This window comes from Siminovitchia fortis (assembly GCF_003605365.2).
In the GTDB taxonomy this organism is placed as follows: Bacteria; Bacillota; Bacilli; order Bacillales; family Bacillaceae_C; genus Siminovitchia; species Siminovitchia fortis.
Genome location: NZ_QYTU02000012.1, coordinates 1 through 19399, shown reverse-complemented (window position 1 = coordinate 19399; position 19399 = coordinate 1). Strand labels below are relative to the sequence as shown.

Annotated in this window: 16 protein-coding genes; 1 reads left to right on the top strand and 15 read right to left on the bottom strand. The window is 42.4% G+C overall.

Annotated elements, in window-relative coordinates; translation table 11 throughout:
- Positions 1-4: 4 nt before the first annotated feature.
- The 12 genes from D4N35_RS07235 to D4N35_RS07180 form a co-directional block, all read right to left on the bottom strand.
- On the bottom strand, positions 5-2035 hold the full coding sequence (locus tag D4N35_RS07235) for a BglG family transcription antiterminator (protein ID WP_120071951.1): 2031 nt from the start codon (positions 2033-2035) through the stop codon (positions 5-7).
- An 88-nt stretch (positions 2036-2123) separates the two neighbouring features.
- The gene (locus D4N35_RS07230) at positions 2124-2636 is read right to left on the bottom strand and encodes a YjbQ family protein (protein ID WP_120071948.1); all 513 of its coding nucleotides are present in this window, start codon (positions 2634-2636) and stop codon (positions 2124-2126) included.
- Between the two features lie 4 nt (positions 2637-2640).
- Positions 2641-3336, bottom strand: coding sequence for a triose-phosphate isomerase (locus D4N35_RS07225; protein ID WP_120071946.1), 696 nt, complete (start codon positions 3334-3336; stop codon positions 2641-2643).
- Positions 3337-3356: 20 nt separating this feature from the next.
- Positions 3357-4193, bottom strand: a complete 837-nt coding sequence (locus D4N35_RS07220; protein WP_120071944.1) for a class II fructose-bisphosphate aldolase — start codon at positions 4191-4193, stop codon at positions 3357-3359.
- A gap of 540 nt (positions 4194-4733) precedes the next feature.
- Complete coding sequence (locus D4N35_RS07215) at positions 4734-5723, bottom strand: 2-hydroxyacid dehydrogenase (protein ID WP_120071942.1); 990 nt, start codon at positions 5721-5723, stop codon at positions 4734-4736.
- Positions 5724-5738: 15 nt separating this feature from the next.
- A complete protein-coding gene (dgoD, locus tag D4N35_RS07210; protein WP_120071940.1) occupies positions 5739-6887 on the bottom strand; it encodes a galactonate dehydratase in 1149 nt (382 codons plus the stop codon).
- Positions 6884-8383 (bottom strand): tripartite tricarboxylate transporter permease, encoded by a 1500-nt coding sequence (locus tag D4N35_RS07205; protein ID WP_120071938.1) that lies wholly within the window; start codon positions 8381-8383, stop codon positions 6884-6886. The genes dgoD and D4N35_RS07205 overlap by 4 nt, the downstream gene beginning before the upstream one ends.
- Positions 8384-8392: 9 nt before the next feature.
- Complete coding sequence (locus tag D4N35_RS07200; protein ID WP_164876306.1) at positions 8393-8857, bottom strand: tripartite tricarboxylate transporter TctB family protein; 465 nt, start codon at positions 8855-8857, stop codon at positions 8393-8395.
- 62 nt (positions 8858-8919) lie between these two features.
- Complete coding sequence (locus D4N35_RS07195) at positions 8920-9930, bottom strand: Bug family tripartite tricarboxylate transporter substrate binding protein (protein WP_120072065.1); 1011 nt, start codon at positions 9928-9930, stop codon at positions 8920-8922.
- Positions 9931-9952: 22 nt separating this feature from the next.
- Positions 9953-10966 carry a 2-dehydro-3-deoxygalactonokinase gene (locus D4N35_RS07190; protein ID WP_120071934.1) on the bottom strand — a complete coding sequence of 338 codons (1014 nt, stop codon included), beginning with the start codon at positions 10964-10966 and terminating at the stop codon, positions 9953-9955.
- Between the two features lie 33 nt (positions 10967-10999).
- Complete coding sequence (locus D4N35_RS07185) at positions 11000-11629, bottom strand: bifunctional 4-hydroxy-2-oxoglutarate aldolase/2-dehydro-3-deoxy-phosphogluconate aldolase (RefSeq protein WP_120071932.1); 630 nt, start codon at positions 11627-11629, stop codon at positions 11000-11002.
- 150 nt (positions 11630-11779) lie between these two features.
- A complete protein-coding gene (locus D4N35_RS07180) occupies positions 11780-12550 on the bottom strand; it encodes an IclR family transcriptional regulator (RefSeq protein WP_120071930.1) in 771 nt (256 codons plus the stop codon).
- A gap of 987 nt (positions 12551-13537) precedes the next feature.
- Here D4N35_RS07180 and D4N35_RS07175 point away from each other — a divergent pair.
- Positions 13538-14245 carry a GDSL-type esterase/lipase family protein gene (locus D4N35_RS07175; protein ID WP_120071926.1) on the top strand — a complete coding sequence of 236 codons (708 nt, stop codon included), beginning with the start codon at positions 13538-13540 and terminating at the stop codon, positions 14243-14245.
- A 181-nt stretch (positions 14246-14426) separates the two neighbouring features.
- On the opposite strand, the gene D4N35_RS07170 is transcribed toward D4N35_RS07175, so the two are convergent.
- From D4N35_RS07170 to D4N35_RS07160, 3 genes are all read right to left on the bottom strand, one after another.
- Complete coding sequence (locus tag D4N35_RS07170; RefSeq protein WP_235870324.1) at positions 14427-15596, bottom strand: trypsin-like peptidase domain-containing protein; 1170 nt, start codon at positions 15594-15596, stop codon at positions 14427-14429.
- Between the two features lie 993 nt (positions 15597-16589).
- Positions 16590-18725: an Ig-like domain-containing protein gene (locus D4N35_RS07165; RefSeq protein ID WP_120071924.1), complete on the bottom strand. Its 2136-nt coding sequence runs from the start codon at positions 18723-18725 to the stop codon at positions 16590-16592.
- Between the two features lie 162 nt (positions 18726-18887).
- Positions 18888-19399: Ig-like domain-containing protein (locus D4N35_RS07160; protein WP_235870323.1), on the bottom strand; the 512-nt coding region annotated here is incomplete at its 5' end.

Genomic DNA, 19399 nt, shown 5'->3' with positions numbered 1-19399 from the left:
CATATTAAGTCAATGGATACTGGCAATTCCCTTGGAATAAGGCAATGAGATCATCGGGCTTCCTTAGAGATTGTAAAAAGTCATTTTTTTCATGACTTTCCAATTTCAAAATCACATCATAAAGATGTCCCAGCAACTTTCGAATATGCACGACATCCTCTTCCGCAACTGCCAGTAATATAATGAAAGAAACGCTAGATTCATTATTCCACTTAATCGGTTTTTTGGTCGTCATGATGGCAATCTTCGTTTCATTCGCCATTGATGAAAGCGCGTGCGGGACGGCAGCCCATCCATGAACTAACGTGTTCCCCAGCTTCTCGCGTTCGTAAACCGAGTCTCTGAAAAACTCTTTTACAATTCCATCTTCCTCCAACCGGCGGATCATCTTGCCCAAACACGCTTCCTTTGTGGTGATCTCTTCGTTGAGAAATATATACCGGCTGTCTAAAAAGGCGGAAGTCATGTTGAAGTCAAGTTCCCTGTCTTCCTTCTTTTTCACTCCGGATGAATATTTCAAATAGTATGAGTAAATATTCATTAAATCTGTATCTCTTACTAATGGTGATACGAAAACGACAGGCTTGGCCACACCATCGAGCGGAACAGAAGAGACGATGAAATCTACTCTGGACAGATCTTCCTCTCTCAGATTCGGTTTAGCGATAAGCCTGAATTGTATATTGGCAGGCAGCAGATTTTTGATCCGGCTCATGATTAAATCGGACGTCACGAGTCCCGTTTGACAAACAATGAGTATTTGTGACATTTCTTCTTTGCGCTCAATCGCCACTTGAAAATGAATCGTAATAAAGGCGATGTCATCGTCTGTCAGCCTGATATCATATTTTTCTTCAAGATTTTCCATAACGTACCAAATGATTCGAAATAGAACCCCATAGTTATTTTTAATTTCATTTAACAAGGGGTTATAGACATAAATGTCTGATTTCAGTCTGTAAATCATCGGGAAAACATGATAAATAAGTGAATCATAAAGCTTCTCATCATCATTCAAGTCGATCTCAATTGCCTCGCTGACATCAGAAATCATCTGTTTCACATCTCTGGAAAAGAGCTTTTCAATGTACTGGTTATTCACTTTAACTTCAATCCGATGGGCAAACAATTGATCGCTGATGTATCGGTGCTCCAGTTCCGTGTACGTGAACCCAAGATGGGAAGAAATATTATGGCAAATGTGAACCGCCAGCGGATAATTGGCCAAATATTCCGTTCCTTCCACTTGCACTTCCGGTAGCGCGTTCAAATGATATCCTTGGTAGGAACGCTCCGTTAGTATTAGTAAGGAGATAAAGAGCGACTTTAAATACTGTTCAGAAATATTGAGATCCAATACGGCAATTAACTCCTGCATCGATTCGTATACTCTATCCAACACGTTTTCGTTGAATAAAGGTTCGAGAATTTTTGCGTAGGCAGACAAGGAATAATTATGCAGTTCTTGTTCGATCAAATAATAAGCAAAGCGCTTGATCGTTCTTTGGATCCCGATCTCTGTTCCGTGAACCCTTGTTCCTTTAATATCTGAAACTAGCTTCACCTCATCATCCATAAAGCGCCGAATCTGTTCTAAATCTTTTATAATAGAAGTCGTGCTAATATAAAGGTCCATCGATAAAGATTGGTATGTGACCGTCCTATTTTCCACAAGCAACCACTTTGCGATGAATACTTGCCGTTCTAAAGACGAGTAACTGGTGTTTTTCTCTGCCTTCACCTTATCCATGATTTGTTGAATAAACTTGTCGGCTGTAGCGGCATCGCTGCGCATTTTAATGCCTTGGTTCGGCTTTTTATCAATTTCAATATGAAGAACCTTAAAAATTTCTTTCAATTTTGTCAGGTCATTAAAAATTGTCCTTTCCGAAACATGTAAGCAATCGGCATAGTATTTGGCAGGAAGATATTCTTTTTTTCTATACATTAATTCAATCAATTTTGCTTGACGCTTTGTTATATCAAACAATATTGACACTTCCTCTTTCTTGGCAGCCATATTGCGACTGCTCATTTAATTTGCTAGCTGTCAAAAGTTATGAAAGTATTATTATACCGATTGTCAATCATATCCCCTCCTTAAATGTATGTAACGGTGTCTTCTATTCGCCGATGACCTTTATAAGACATGTTCTATCTCTTTGCCGGGTTTGGTCCCAATCTATAAAGTAGATGTAGCCCACCAATCCAACTCGCAATTCACCGTTTTCAATGACGAACGTTTCACTTGTTCCCAAAAGGGTGCTTTTCAAATGCGCATCCGTATTAAACATCGTGTACGCATGGGGACTAATTTTTCCTTTGAAATCCTCCAAGCCAACTTTTATATGGTTTGGACCCGGATGATGATACGGACCCTCCTCCGTACAACGAGGAACCAGCTCATTCAAGAGATTATTTAAGTCTGCCTGCAAATACTCATAACCGGCAGCCGTCGTATCGTACGATAATTCTTCGAAAATGACCGAACATGTTGTGTGCGGGGAGGCCACAACACATATGCCTTCTTGAATATTGCTTTTTGCTATATGCTCTCTTACCTGTTCTGTAATTTCATGATACGTTACTTGTCCGCCGGATGATGTCAATGTCAGATGTGCAGAGTAAACCGCCATTTTTTTACTTCCTTTCTTTTCGGTGATTGGCTACCGCCTGGATCATTTTTTTCAGCATATTTTTCGGATTGGCAGCTTTCACAATGCCGCTCGTCACGCCTACACCATCTGCTCCGAGTCTCAACAATTCCGTTACATCTTTTTCCGACCGAATCCCTGCCCCTTGTTCCACTAAAACAGCAGGGTTCGCTTCTTTAATCTTTCCGACTGTTGTTGTGACATAGTTTCGATCGCTTATTTGATCTTTACCGATCAATTCAGTCGGCTCAGCGAGGACAATATCCGGCCCCAACAAAGCCATTGCCTGTCCTTCGACGATGGAATCTGCGCAGACGATCGTTTGCAACCCGGCAGCTTTTGCCCGTTGAATGGTGTGCGCTATAGCGGCAAACGGCAGCGGGTGATCGGCGTGGTTTAAGACAACCGCACCAACACCGGCATGCTTTAATGATTCTGCCAAAATGCGGCCCATTGAGTCGCCGGGCTCGATGCTATCCATATGCTGGGAAGTCACAATCAAACTCGGACATTCTTTTGCGATGACAGCCAATTCAGCTACCGGAGCTGTGAACAAAACGTCCACCTCATATTCCTCAGCTAGTTGATTGGCATAAACGCCCAAATCAATCAAGGGTTTGCCAAATAGAAAATTTTTCGGATTGACAACGAAAAAAGGAGCTTGAATTTTTTTACAAACCAATATTTTGTCTTCCTTTCCCATCAGATGGCTACAGGTTTCGTTTGAAAAACATCGTAATAATGATCAAGACATTTTTCTATACCTGAACGCAGCTGCTCTTGCACCTCAAAATAATTTTTTGCGTCGGATGTGAAATTTTTTACGGCTGCGTCCATTAAATCAGTGAATATGTTAATTTTTACAATGTTGTTTGAAGCGCAGCGATTCAAATTCTCATCCCCAGTAGAAGAGCCGCCATGCAAGACGAGCGGAATGGGTACAGCATGAGCAATTTCATTCAATCTTTCAAAGTTAATTTCCGGTTTCCCAACATATTTTCCGTGGGCTGTACCGATGGAAATAGCCAAGGAATCTACATCTGTTTCTTCGTAAAACTGTTTGGCATCTTCTGTAGCGGTATAAAAAGATTCGCTGTGATCATGGTTTTCATAATTATCTCCCGAGCCGACATGACCAATCTCGGCTTCGACAACAACACCTCTAGGACGGGCGTATGTAATTACCTCTTTTGTTTTGGCAACATTGTCTGCAAAAGGATCTTGGGAGGCATCAATCATGACTGATGTAAATCCTAAATCGATGGCTTTTTTGACGAAATCGATATCTTGGCCGTGATCCAGATGCAGGATAATCGGGACATCAGCTTTTTTTGCATAATATTTGCCGAGTATGGCGGCTTCTTCCAAGCCCATCACTTCATGATGTGCCTGGGCAAAAGAGAGAATAAGTGGAAGCTGTCGTTTCTCTGCCACAGCAATATAAGCTCGTAATGTATTCTGATCTATAAAATTAGTAGCTGGAATAGCAAATTTTTGTTTCATTGCAATTTCAAATAGGCCTTTTGATGTCACTAACATGTTACCACCCCCTTATTAACGATTTATAATTCTAAATTACTATGAAAACGCTTACCAATCATCTTGTTTTGATTCCACAATAATCTTGAAAAAAAAATAATTAAACACTTGTATCGTATAAAAGGTGTTTCAAATATGCGTCGATTTTTAACTGTATTGGTAAATTTTGTTGTAGCAATTATAACCATTCTTTAATGAAAAAAAGACCAGGCATAGTTTACGCTTGGTTTTCCTAAACTGTAATGTTATAAAGAAAATATTATGAAGACAATTAGTCTCAGCCCATACTTGGACTGAGACCTAATATATACTAATTCACTTCTTGGAATTCTTTTTTAAAGAGCCTTCGGATTATACCGAGCTTGTTAGCGGCGAATATTTTATTTCCATCGTACTTGTTGAGAAGCTATTCATAGGAGGGAAAGTTCTACTTTCTCCCACTCAGCCTTTTTATCACCTAGTGTACGGAATATCCGTAATAAGAGCATGATATTTTTCGGCCTTTCTTTTCGCAAATCAACATGTAAAGTATCAACAATCTTATTCCTCTTTGATAAGATCCCTCAATTCTTTCACAACATTTTTGGGCTTGCCGCCTGTTACGCCAGCTACCAGATTTTGAGCAGCCAGCATGGCCATGTCAAAACGTGCTTGCGCGGTAGCCGAGCCAATATGAGGAAGAGTAACAACATTTGACAACTGGAGTAGTGGATTGTTCGTTTCGACAGGCTCTGTCTCATAGACATCCAAGCCGGCTGCCCAGATTCTACCGTTCTTTAAAGCTTCGATCAGCGCCTGTTCATCTATGACAGCCCCTCTTGCTGCATTGATGAAGACCGAATCCTTTTTCATCAGGTTAAATTGTTCTGCCCCAATGAAATGATGTGTCTCTTCTGTCAACGGCACCATAACAACAACATAATCCGATATAGCAAGCAATTCATGTAGTTCCTTACGCTGTGCGCCATATGTATATTCTAATTTCGGCTTCGGTGCCCTGCTGTGATAGATGACCTTCATATCAAAACCAAGCGCTGCCCTCTTGGCTATCTTCTCCCCAATCCGACCAGGACCGATAATTCCCAGCGTCCGGTGATGAACATCTTTTCCAAAATGCTCAACGCTATCTAAATGATGCGACCAATTCCCTTTTTTCACATAGCTGTCATATTCCGGAATACGGCGTGCGGTTGCCAGCAAGAGACTAAAGACAAGGTCTGCAACCGAGTCGTCCAGAACACCAGGGGTATGGGTACCAATTACTCCGTGTCTTCTCATCGCCTCGATATCGAATGCATCGTAGCCTACGGCTATGTTGCTGACAATTTTCAGTTTCGGAGCATGACTTAAAAATTCTTCCGTAATCACCCCTTTTGGGGTCATCAGTCCTTCTACATCCGCTACTTCTCTTTTCAATACCTCTTCAGGAATCGGAACCGATTCTCTCCACACACGATAGTCGCAGTGCTTTGAAATAAAAGCCTCTACCTCCTCCGGGACAGGCTTGGCGATAAATACCTTTGGCTTCATTAGCCTCTCCTCCATTCACCATTCTGCTATGCTTCCGTCCTCGTGACGCCAGACCGGATTCCGCCAGTTATGGCCAATTTCAGCCTGTTGCCGTACCACTTCTTCATCAATCTCAATCCCCAGACCCGGTCCGTCCGGAATGGTTACATAGCCTTCTTTATAATCAAACATATCCGGATCTAAAAGATAGTCCAACAGATCGCTCCCCTGGTTATAATGGATTCCGAGACTCTGTTCCTGGATAAAAGCGTTGTGAGAGGTAGCATCGACTTGTAGACAAGCAACAAGCGCAATCGGGCCAAGTGGGCAATGAGGAGCCAGTCCAACATCATATGCTTCAGCCATGGACGCTATCTTTTTCACCTCAGTGATCCCGCCTGCGTGGGAAAGATCAGGCTGGATGATATCCACATAACCGGCTTGCAGAAGCGGCTTGAAATCCCACCGTGAATACATACGCTCCCCTGTAGCAATCGGAATTGTTGTGTGACGGGCAATCTCGCGCAATGCCTCCAGATTTTCCGATAGCACCGGCTCTTCGATGAACATCGGACGGAATTGCTCCAATTCTTTTGCCAACACTTTAGCCATTGGTCTATGTACACGACCATGGAAATCAATACCGATGCCAAAGTCGGAACCACATGCGCTACGCACCGCAGCGATTCTCTCAAGCACTTCGTCAATCTTCTTATATGAATCAATATATTGAAGTTCTTCAGTCCCATTCATCTTGACCGCCGTAAAACCTGCCTTTGCTGCTTCAACCGCAGCTTTTTCAACTTCAGACGGCCGATCGCCCCCTATCCAGGAATACACTCTGATCTTGTCCCGACAAGCTCCTCCCATCAAGTCATAGACAGGTGCTCCATAGAATTTCCCCTTAATATCCCAAAGCGCCTGATCAATGCCGGCAATAGCACTCATCAGGATGGGACCTCCACGGTAGAAACCGGATCGGTACAACATATTCCAGTGGTCCTCGATTTGCATTGGGTTTTTACCAACAAGATATTCCATTAATTCATCCACACATGCTTTTACGGTACTGGCACGCCCCTCGATTATAGGTTCTCCCCATCCTGTAATCCCTTCATCCGTCTCAATCTTCAAGAACAGCCATCTTGGAGGAACTTGAAACAATTCGTAACTTTTAATTTTCATACAATTTTCTCCTTACGATTTTTTTTAAGCTTGTTCGTCACAATTGGCGAGAACAGTGTAATAAATGCAAGGATTATAAGAACAAGTGTAATCGGGCGTGTGTAAAAGATACTAAGATCCCCTTGAGACATCACAAGGGCTCTTCGCAGATTACTTTCCATCATTGGGCCAAGGATCAATCCTAAGATAATAGGAGAAGCCGGGATGCCTGCCCTCTTCATAAAATATCCGACCACACCTGCAATGAACATAACCAAGACATCAAAGTAACTATTGTTAAGTGCATAAGCACCAACAACACAAAGAACGATGATGATGGGTGTAAGAATGGCTTTTGGTATGTGCAACACTTTTATAAATAATCTAATCCCCACCAGTCCGAAGACAAGCATTAAAATGTTTGCTAACAACATACCGACAAACAGTGTATATACAAGAGGGCCATTCGCTTCAAAAAGCATTGGTCCCGGCTGCAGGCCCTGAACCATCAGCGCACCCAGCAGAACAGCAGTAACAGCGTCGCCCGGGATGCCAAGAGTCAACAAAGGAATCATAGCCCCCCCTGTTACACTATTTCCTGCAGCTTCAGGCGCGGCTACACCCCGCAGATCTCCCTTTCCGAACTCTTCCTTATTTTTAGCAAACCTCTTTGCTTCGTTATAGGCAACAAATGCCGCGATATCCGCACCAGCACCCGGTACCATACCGATGAAGGTGCCAATCCCCGCTGAACGAAGCAGCGTGCCGATGATTCCCTTAAACTCAGTCCATTTCAATTTTGCTTTTTCAACAATCACTTTAATATTTTCAACAGAGAACATATCCTCTATTGACTTAAAAGCCTCAGAAGCAGCAAAAAGCCCAATCATCACTGGAATGAAGTTGATCCCAGTGGATAATTCAGTAACTTCAAATGTGAAGCGGGGAAACCCACCAATCGGATCCATTCCTATTGTTGCCACTAATAACCCGAGGACACCTGCCATTAACCCTTTCACAATTGACGAACCTGCAATACTGGAAACAATTGACAACCCAAACAATGCAAGCGCAAAAGATTCAGGTGCACTAAACTTTAATGCAAAATTTGCCAGATGCGGGGCTACAAAAATGAGTACAAGAACACTAATTGCCCCCCCAATTGAACAGGAAAGAATAGAAACAGTAAGTGCCTTTTGAGCCAAACCCTTTTTCGAAAGCGGATATCCATCCATTACAGTCGCTGCAGAGGCCGGAGTTCCAGGGGTATTAATGAGAATTGCAGTGATTGATCCACCATACACAGAACCGAAATAGACCCCGATTAAAAGCAGAATCCCTGTCACCGGATCCATCCCAAATGTGAGAGGCAGCATAAGTGCCACCCCCATCGTAGAAGTAAGCCCGGGAAGAGAACCAATAGCAATTCCAAGTACTGTCCCAAAGACTAGGAATAAAATTACTTTCCAATTTAGCAAATTTATAAATCCTTCTAAGAGTAATTCCACTTCTCTCACCTCAATTCCTTACAAGAAGAGCGATCCCATGGGGACCTGTACCTTCAATAGTTTTTCGAAGACAATGAAAATAAACAAAGCTACTCCGAGCGGTACACCCACCAACACGAGAGGTTTGCGTATTTTTGAAAAATAGAGTAATGCCGACATGGCAAGGACAGTAGAAATATAAAAGCCTATGTAAGGCAAAATAATAATATAGAGAAACACAATCGCCATGGAGGAGAGCGCATATCCGATGGTTTTACTCCTTTGTATGCCCGTCTCTTCGTCAGAATACTTTTTTATCACACCTTGTATGACCAATATCAATCCAAAAAAAATGAGGAGAAAGCAATAAAGTCTCGGCAGAAAATCAGGTCCGAGTAAATCCGTTTCGATTTCCGGAAAGCCGAATGTTAAAAAATAAAAGAACCCTCCAATTACAATAGAAACAATTCCGCTGGCTATGTTTGCAATCTTCAGTTTCGTCACCACCCATGAATGAGATTTCTTCCACGATAAAGTGAAAAATAAAGATCGGATAGTCCCGACCTTTATTTTTTGCTCAAACCAAGTTCTGAGAACATTTTACCGAAATACTCGTAGCTATCGTTCATATGCTTTGTAAAGGCTTCTGAGTCCTCGTGTTTGATTCCCAACCCGTTATTCTTCATGATTTCTTTGAACTTATCCTGCTCTGCCGCTTTCATAAAAGCGTCTTCTAAAACAGCCACAATGTCATCGGGTGTATCTTTCGGAACAGTGATTCCTCTCCACGTCGCAACCGTCTCACTTTCAAGACCTGCTTCAGTAAATGTTGGAACATCAGGAACAATCTCTGATCGTTTATCGGACATGACTCCAAGTATCTTTACTTTCCCTGCATCAAGCTGCGACTTTACTTCCGCCGGACTGACTGTAACAGCATCCACATGTCCTCCTGCAAGGGCTGTAACTGCAGGTGCTGCTCCTTCAAAAGGTACGTGGCTCAATTTGATATTTGCTTTCTTTGCGAAGCTTTCTGCCGCTACATGCCAGATTGAACCCGTTCCAGCATTGCCAACCTTTAGCTCTCCCGGATGGTCCTTTGCATACGCAATGAATTCCTCTAATGTGTCATACGGGGCATCGACCGGCACCGTTAAAGCGGCCGGATCCAAGTTGATCAAAGCGACGGCTTTCATTTGATCCGGCTTGATCGGAGAAACCCCCATATGGTCTAGCATAGAGATCTCTGCAATCACCATGGTTACTGTATATCCATCCGCTTTGGCATTTGCCCCTTCGGTCATCCCGACAGAGCCACTTCCGCCTGGCTTATTGACCACACCGATGGACTGCCCAAGAAATTCCTCAGCTTCAGAAGCAAGCGCACGTGCAACAGCATCGGTACCACCGCCTGCCGAAGTCGGAACAATCATCGTAATTGATTTATTTGGGAAATCTGAATCACCGTTTCCATTCCCCCCACTCGCAGAATCTGGTTCGTTACTTCCACATCCAGCTAATGCAAACATCAATCCGAATGAAGCTATCAAGATAAGTAATTTTCTTAAGTTTTTCATCCTTTTATTCCCCTCTTTCACTTCAAATAGACAAAAATTTGTGGTCAACTTTTCCGGCAATCTCCTGAGCTCCATAGACCATCGAATATTCCACCTGTTGATCTGTCGCCTCAATTACACTCCATTCAGGTCCCGAGAAACCCAGTAGAAATACAAATGCTTGGCGCAGCGGATTGTTGCCTCCGACTGCTATCCAATTCACCTTATTAACATCCGGGATTGTTGCTAAAAGAGATTGGATATCAGCAGCTAGAACGGCGCCGACAAAGTAATTGGCACAAGCGTTCTCATCTAAATTCGAGAACAATTGTAACAGACGGATATGATAAAAACTTCGCGTCAAACCATATGTACGAGCAGCCTCAAATCCTTTTAGCAATATCTCCTCATCTATAGATTCAATAAGGGAAGAGTTTAGTGAGTCGGACAGAATGGTCTCACGCTGAATTGCCATGAGGGTTTCACCTGCCAGTGTCGATAAACACGTGGAAATAGTCTGATTTTCGTCAATAATGACAAACTTCGTATGGGAACCAGGGAGAACCAATATCCCCTTCCCTTTCAAGTTTAATTGTTTTATTAGACCGACCGACTCCACTTCTTCGCCTCTCATTACATCAAAGTGATTAATAAAATCAAGATTTTTCTCGTTATAACTAACTGAATTGCTCATGCCGGGAACAAAAACGCATGGTATATTATATAGTTCTTCCAAGCAAATCACTTTGGAGAAATCGGCCAGTTCTTCTATGGTTATCGGTCCTTTGACATGAGGAACCTCATAGAGACCTAAGTTTGAGGTAATCATTCCAGAAGCTACTATATAACTTATTTCATTAGCGTCCAGGCCATTTCGGTTGAGTATTTGGCCAATCCTTTCATGAATTGCCTCTTTTAGTTTCTTATTGTGTCCATCGATTGCGGTATTACGGACACCGATTCTAAAATTCTCCGAATCTCTAATGAGATTATTCCTATTATCAACTAAGCGGATTCTAGAATTAGTTGTTCCAGTATCTATTAAAATTGCAAACATGTCTCCACCCGTTTCTGTATAGTCTATGGATGTCTAGATTGATTTAGCGGCTTGTATGAACTGTTTTGCACGTCTTTCAATCTCGTCGTAATTCCCTGTCTCAATCAGTTGATTATCTACAAGAGAACTTCCAATCCCTGCGGAACATGCGCCCGCCTTTAAATACTTGGAAATGTTATCGATTGATACTCCTCCGACCACCATTGTCTGGATAAAAGGAAGAGGTCCTTTTATATCTTTAAGATAATCCGGACCAAAAGAACGGATTGGAAATATTTTGACCATTTTGGCACCAAATTCATAAGCCCGTAATGCCTCTGTTGGAGTAAGAACCCCTGGAATCAAAGGTACACCATATCGGTTTGCCGCCTGGATTGCTCTTTCATCAAGAGTTGGTGCTAAAAGAAACTTGGCTCCAGATCGAATCGCGGCCACTGCGCTTTCAGCATCAAGTACTGTTCCGGCCCCAATATGTAAATCACCTTTAAGCGTTTTCAGTTTCCCGATAGCATCAAGAGCACCCGGTGTATTCATGGTTACTTCAACAAGACGGATTCCGCCTCGATACAAACTCTCTACCGTGTGCATAATATTCTCCGAAGAAGAAGCTCTAATAATGGCTACAATCTTTTCTCTCTTGATTTCCTCAAGTATGTCAGACATTTTCACGCCTCCTTCATTCCTTATTACGGAACAACGTTCCCAAATTCAACTAAAAAGGACTCGTTCCTTATAAAGGAACGATGTTTCATTATCTTGAGTTTATTATAAATCTACTTCTTTCACTCTGTCAAACGAATTTGAAAATTTGAATCAAAACTTTCCTCCAAGAGCCCTAGAAATACCTTTAGATGCTTGAAGAACCTCTTTTGCTATGCGATCAATACTACTCTTATTTACACGCATGATTGGCCCTGCTACGCTAATACCCGCCACAACCTCACCTTTAGAGTTCAAAATTGGTGCTGCTGCACATTTAATGCCTTCTTCGTGCTCCTCGTCGTCAATTGAATAACCGCGTAATCGAATTTCTCTCAAATGTTCGAAAAGTTCCTCACGATCAGTAATTGTATTACTCGTAAATCTCGGTAAACCTTTTTGTTCAATAATCCAGTCAATTTTCTCTTTGGGTAAATATGCTAATATTGCTTTACCTACACCTGTACAATGCATAGGAGCCCGCTTTCCAATATTTGAAAACATCCGGATGGTCGCTGAACTTTCAATCTTATCAATATAAACAATTTCACTTCCTTCACGGATGACTAAATGGGCAGTCTCACCTGATTTTTCCACCAATCTATGCATAAAAGGTGAAGCAATTTGGCGAATATCAAGTTGATTAGCGACTATCTGTCCCAACTGCATTAGCTTTAATCCAAGATAATATCGTTGATTTTCTTCATTCTGTTGAACAAAATCCTTTTTCAATAATGACTGCAGCAAACGGTGAGCCGTGCTTTTCGATACTCCCAATCTATCAGCCAAACGGGATACCCCCATCCCTTGGGGCTCAGACTGCAATATATCCAGGATTTCCAACGCGCGGTCAACGGATTGTACAGTTCCTATTCCTTTCTTCATAAATCCTCCTCCAACGTTCCGATTTACGAAACAGCGTTCCTGAATCTTATTATACATGAAACAGAGCCAAATGAAATAGACCGTATAGCTATTTTTGAGGACAGGATTATAACTAAGCAACGAAGGTTAATGTAAACACTTTGAATCTCTTATGAGTCACGAGATTCTTGGGAATTTGATAATCAACTGCATTAACAGCAATTTTTCTCATATACCAAGCTATCCAAAAGTTTCTGCGGTTCTTAATAATCTCGTTTGTATGTCGGAAAACAGTTTCCTCAGCCCTTCTTACACGATCTTTTTTCTGGCACTCACATGCCGGTTATGGCATGCCCGCAATCCTCATAATTACATGTGTTTTTTCAGAGAAAAAGAGTATTCCAGCACATGACCCATTATATATTTATACAGCGATATTCTTTTCTCGGCTTGAAGGATGTATTGTAAATCAATGACATATTCACCAAAACGTTTAATGTGTTTTGTCAGATACTGGCTCAACATAACAAGATCTTCTTGTGACAGTGTACATGCCCATGGTGCGCTGCATATTTTGCAAGCAACCCATATGGGAAGACGCGGTATATCAGTTACGCCATTTCCTATTTGATCGGTTAACCCCTCCACCCCCTTGTAAGGAAATCGTCTAGTGGACGAAGAATATTATTGGAGATATCTTTCTGCTTATATACTTTCAGGTAAAGATAGATAACCTTGCATCGTAATCACTCCGTCTAATCAATAGCGAAAACCAAGCAGCAAGTCAGACGATGGAGCCCAACGTACTCATAAACTTTCGTTTTCACCGTAGGAGCTGCGGGTAGAGTTAGGGTATATAAAATACACCGCTGCTCATCAAGTATGCTCTGGAATATCGGGACTTTAGTCATAACAGGTTCAAACGACACCCATATTGCAAAAAAATTCATGTGAGCCTCCCTCCTATTTGTGGTAATCTTATACTACCAACAAATCTTGAGGTGCATCATGAACAGAAAAATAAGGCGCATTCTTTTTATTTCTATCGGGTTCAACTTACTGTTCATTATCGTAACCGGGTTTACTTTCGTCAAGCTTGATAAGGTTGATGCAGGTGTAAAGAAAACGAATGCAGTCAATAGAGCGGGGTTCCACTATTATGAGAGGACAAGTTTATTTGACGAACTCTCCATTCCGCCGAATTTCATTGTATTTCTTGGAGACAGCCTTACCTTTAGAACAGAATGGGCAGAGCTTTTTCCCGGGAAAAACGTGATCAACCGGGGCATTGGCGGTGATACTACAGAAGGAGTCCTTGATCGCCTGGACAGCGTGATTGCTGCCCAACCAAAACAAATTTTCCTTCTTATTGGTGTGAATGATTTAAGGAGCCACAGTGTTTCTGCAACCCTCGAAAATTATTCTCTAATTATAGATCGAATTCAATCGGGGGCGCCAAAAACAGAAATTTTTATCCAAAGTTTACTCCCTGTCAATAATAAGAAGTATGGAAAGATATTAACCAACTATAAAATCAAGAAAATGAATGAAGGGCTGCGTTATTTGGCGGAAAATACGGGGGTTCACTATATTGATCTCTACTCCATTTTTGCAGAGAACGATCAGCTTCCGGAGGAGTATACGATTGACGGGATCCATTTGACGGGAAAAGGTTACATTTTGTGGAGAGAGACCATAAAAAAATATGTAGATTAGGTGAGGTTCAGCCGAGCTGAACCTTTTTTAGTAGGTTGGATCATAGATCCGCTTCTCCGGATCATATCTCCAAGCCCAGGATCATATCCCTCACATCCCGGAGCATACTTAATTCTTCCTCCCACCAATTCGAAAACAAAAAAGCAGCAAGACCCAATCAATTTGAGCCTTGCCGCTGTAATTACTCCGTATTCGCTTCTTCATCTGTATTTTCTTTGTATAATCCACCTTCCTCATCATTATTATTTTGCTTTAATGATGGATCTTCTTTAGGTTCCTCTTCGTCCTCCTCAGACGCGGGATTATCCGACGGTTCCTCTTCATAGGAATCGTTCCCATCCTGGTTTTCAGACCCGCCATCACTTTCCCAGTCATAATAGTCATCTTCATTGTATTCCCAATCTGAGTCTTCCCACTCCCAATAATCGTAATATTCCTCATAGAATCCGAACAGGCTGCTGACCTCTTCCGCGCTCATTGGATTCTGGGACCATTGGGTGAATTGGTTATGTACACTGAACATGGGTATTGAAAATCCTATGGATTGATCCGCAATCAACACGGCCGAGTTGATGCCGATCACGTTTCCTGTCGTTGCATCCAACAGCGGCCCGCCGCTGCTTCCTGGAGAAATCTGCGCATCAATCTGATACACTTTTTCATAATTGAATTCTCCCAAGATGTCACGGTCGATCCCGGTCAAATATCCGACTGTTGCCGTATTTTCCAACCCTCGCGGGCTGCCGAGCGCAATGACTTCTGTGCCCACAGCGGTTTGCGCCATTTCAACTGGAAGCGGCTCTTTTCCGGACAACGGATCAACTCGTATGAGTGCAATATCAACGACATCCGAAATACCGATGACCTGGCCCTGGTATTCCGTTCCATCGCTGCTTTTCACCAACACATCTGTGAATCCTGCAACCACGTGCGCGTTCGTCACGACATCCCCTTTATTGGTAAATAAAAACCCAGACCCTTGGCTCGTATCTGTGAAAATAGTAAAAACTTTATTTTGAGCCTCTTTTATAATATCTGTCTTGCTTTTCGTTTTTGGAGGTTCGGGTGCTTTAACTTCCTCTTTCTTTTCCGGTTCTGGTTCCGGTTCTTTTTCTTTCTCTTCCTCGATGACTTTCACTACAGGATCAGGCTCGCGCTCCGCCTTTATGACTTTTACTGGCTCTTCTTTTTTATTAAAAAAGAAGAAGATGCCCAGCCCCGTTCCGGCCAGTGCAATCAGCAACGCCATCAGAGAAATGATGATTGTCGAGCGTGACCCCATCGGCTTTCCGCATTCCCTGCAATATTGACCCCTTTTTTGTTTTTCAGCGCCGCAATTTGGACAGTACAATATCCCCACCTCTTTCTTTCTGGGAAAAATTATCTATTTTTGTTCATTATACTATAGGCGGAAGGGGGTTTAATATATAAAAAAGCACTGGATCTTCATTTTTCAGCGCTCACTCCTTCTGTTAATGACTCTATTTTTTCCATTACTTCTTGAGAGTTTTTCCTTGCTGTCCGTAAAAGTGGAGGTAAACCGGATTATATTCTAAAGTTTTTGGATCATATTCCCGGGGGACGGATCATATTACCTGGAGTTGGATCATATTACCTGGATTCGGACCATTTATGGTGCAGATCCGATTATATGATGCGTAAGATAGATCATATTTCTTGGGGCTCCGATCATATTACTGGGTTTCCGATCATATCTGACGCGGATCGGATCGTACCTAGAGCATATTTTTTGACCAGGATGAATCTCTCCACCTATATAAAGGGTAAGGTTCAGCGGATCATAATACTTAGAAGTCGGATCATATTATGTTTTCCCGGGATCATTTATCGTCGTTTTCAGATCATATCCCTAGCGTTTCGGATCATATCCGAGAGGTTTCCGATCATTTCAAAGGGTTCCAGATCATATCCTAAGTGTCCCGGCAGTTCCAAAGGATGCGGAAAGAACATTTTTCTAAAACCTATTCATCCGTTCTTGAAAAAGAAGCATATTCTCCATTCCCGGAGCATATTCCGCGCTCCTTGGATCATATCCTGCTTACATCGGATTATAAACCGAACTTCCCGATCATATACTGCTCACACCGGATCATATCTCCGCTTTTTCGGAGCATATCCCACACTCCTTGGATCATATTCGCCATTCCTGGATCATATCCCGCTCACATCGGATCATTTCCCTGCACCTCCCGATCATATACTGCTCACACCGGATCATATCTCCGCTTTTTCGGAGCATATCCCCCCACTCCCAGATCATCATTGCCCCCTCAAACAATATAAAAAAGGCCGTCCTGTTTAAAAAGGACAACCTTCTTCCATGTTAAGCTTTTTTAACTGTAACTTTTGCAGCCTTACTCGTGTTTCCTGCTTGATCTTTTGCATATATTTCCAATAACGTACCGACTCTTTGTTTTTTTATTTTCACAGTGAAGCTGCCTTTGTCATTGGCCTTGGCCGTACCAAGCACCTTTTTCCCTGCTTTTACATAAACAGTGGCTCCCTTCTCTGTTTTTCCCTTAACTGCTGTTGTTTTATTTGTCACTTTGTTCACTTCGGGTACTTTGGGAGGGATTTTATCCAGCACAATGACTTTGCGCTCTTTGCTGATATTGCCGGCTTTGTCGGCAGCTTTCACATACAGTGCTGTCCCAGCTTTTCGCCGTGCTTTCAGGTTCACTGCATATTTGCCAGCCTTGTCGGCCATTCCTGAACCAATGATCTTGCCGCCGGCTGTAACCGTAACTTTTGAACCTGTCTCCGCTTTCCCGCTCACTTTTAAGTCCCGATTGCTGACCTTGGAAACGGTCGGCATGGCCGGCGGCGTTTTGTCAATCACTGTCACAGCGGCAGCATCACTTTTGTTTCCGGCTTTGTCAACGGCGTATACTTGCAGCTTGGTTCCCGCTTTTTGTTTTTTAATCGCAGCCGAAAATGACTTCTTGCTGTCGGAAACGGCCTTTCCCAAACTTGCAGTACCCGCTTTTACATATACCGTGGCTCCTGCCTCGGCGGTGCCTTTTACAACCGTATCCCGGTCACTCACTTTTTGTACAACTGGTCTAGCCGGTGCCGTGTGATCCCTAGGTTCGCCGGGTCCAAAAAATGTGTATTTAATATTCTTTCCTTTAGAAGTTGGTATTGTTTCTTTGCCCGTTGCTTCTTTGACCACCGCGCCCCCGCCCCTTAAATTGGCGCTGGATCCTTTGTAAATCCGAGGCCTTATCGTGTTGAAGCCTGGTTCGCTGTTAAATCCGTACTTTCCGCTTTTTTCTTTTAAAAGAAGGGCTCCCCGGAAATTGGTCATCAATGTCCCGAATGTAAGTTTGGGATCAATGTATTTCTTCGCAGCTTTTTCAACAGCCTTGTAGTTATTGCTTTTATCCCTGATGATTTCTTTGAAAATCGCATCGCCCTGTTTTGACTGTGCCTTTACATATTGCATAAAAAGATAAGATAGGGAATAGTTTGCAAGCACGTCCCCATCATCATCCCAATATAAAAGGGAATGTCCGTTTGTGACAGAATAGGAAGAGTTATAATAATCAATCCGGTCTCTTAATACACTGCCCGTATAAATTTGCTCGGCTGCCATTGACAGACCTTCATCAAGCCACGGATCCATCTCCTTGCCGCCTTCAACCAAGACATTTTGGTTAAAGTTCACCATATGCTGAAATTCGTGGGCCAAAGTGCTATATGCAGCCGCAACATCTTTTTTGGAACCCAGGCCCATTGTCGGATAGGTGTCGATATAAAAAATTTCCGACCGGTTCGACCCTGGCACATCATACAAATCTCTCGAATAAAAATAACCGGCTATGTATCCTCCGCTGTATTCGAATCCGTCCTTTATATCGTAACAAAGAATATTTATTTTGCCGTCGCCGTCCACATCCGACTCGGGCCCAAAATTCTCAGTGACTGCCGGGTAAATTTTTTCATCAAATTCATTGCCTAACTTCTTCGCATGTTCTTTTGTAAAATTTTTATCATAACCCCATACATTCACTTTCTTTCCTGTATAAAGAAGCCGGGCCTGAATCTTATATTCTATGAATTTGTCAAAATCAAAAACGCTGAAATACCGAGTTGCCCCGACTTTCATAAGGGATTTATACATTAAAGACCTTCCGTGCAGCTTCCGGTCTTCGAATTTCTCGGTATCGAACGGAAGGTTTACATCCATCCGAAAGGCTTCGGGCCTTACATTTTTCTCCAAAAGATATTTTTCGTTATTAATGACGGGAGTTCCTGTAGATTGTTTGCTATTGGGGTTCACCGATTCATTGCTGATCAGCATATAGTTTTTAGCGGGTTGATTTAAAACATTGGCAGCCGGTTCCCCCTGCATACTCGGATTTGAATCTACCTCTATCTCGGTCTCCGCGAACGCCGAAGCGGGCGCGCTCAATAATATAATCAGTATACAAATAAGGGCTCTTTTTATATGTCTCATCCTCTTGACCTTTCTGTTAGAAAATAATGACTGTCTAAGAGGATTATAGTCTAAATATTAGTGATGGTGGATAGTTTCTAAAAAGAATTTCCTCTTAAACCCTTCAGCATTTTTTCAAAGAAAAAGGCTGCCCGCATATCAATCACGGGACAACCTTCTTTCCTATCTCTTTTGTACTTTTACCTTTGCAGGTTTACCTATATTTCCGGCTTTATCCTTTGCATAGACTTGAAGAACCGTACCCGCTTTCTGTTTTTTAATTTTCACCGTAAAATTCCCTTTGTTATTTGCTTTGGTTGAACCGATGACTTTTTTTCCAGCTTTCACATAGACAGTTGAATTTGCTTCTGCTTTGCCTTTTACCGAAGTGGACTTAATTGTCACCTTGTTTACTTTTGGAACACTTGGAGGGATTTTATCCGCAACTTTTACTTTTCTTGCTTTACTCACATTACCAGCCTTGTCTGTTGCTGTCACGTATAGGATTGTTCCTGCCTTTTGGGCTGATTTCAACGTAATGGTAAATTTGCCGGCTTTCGTGGCCGTTGTTGTTTTGACTGTTTTCTTCCCGGCTTTGACAGTTACCTTTGAACCGGACTCTGCTGTTCCAGTTATTTTTTTATCTTTGTTGCTGACATTTGAGACGGTTGGCATAGCCGGCGGTGTCTTATCAA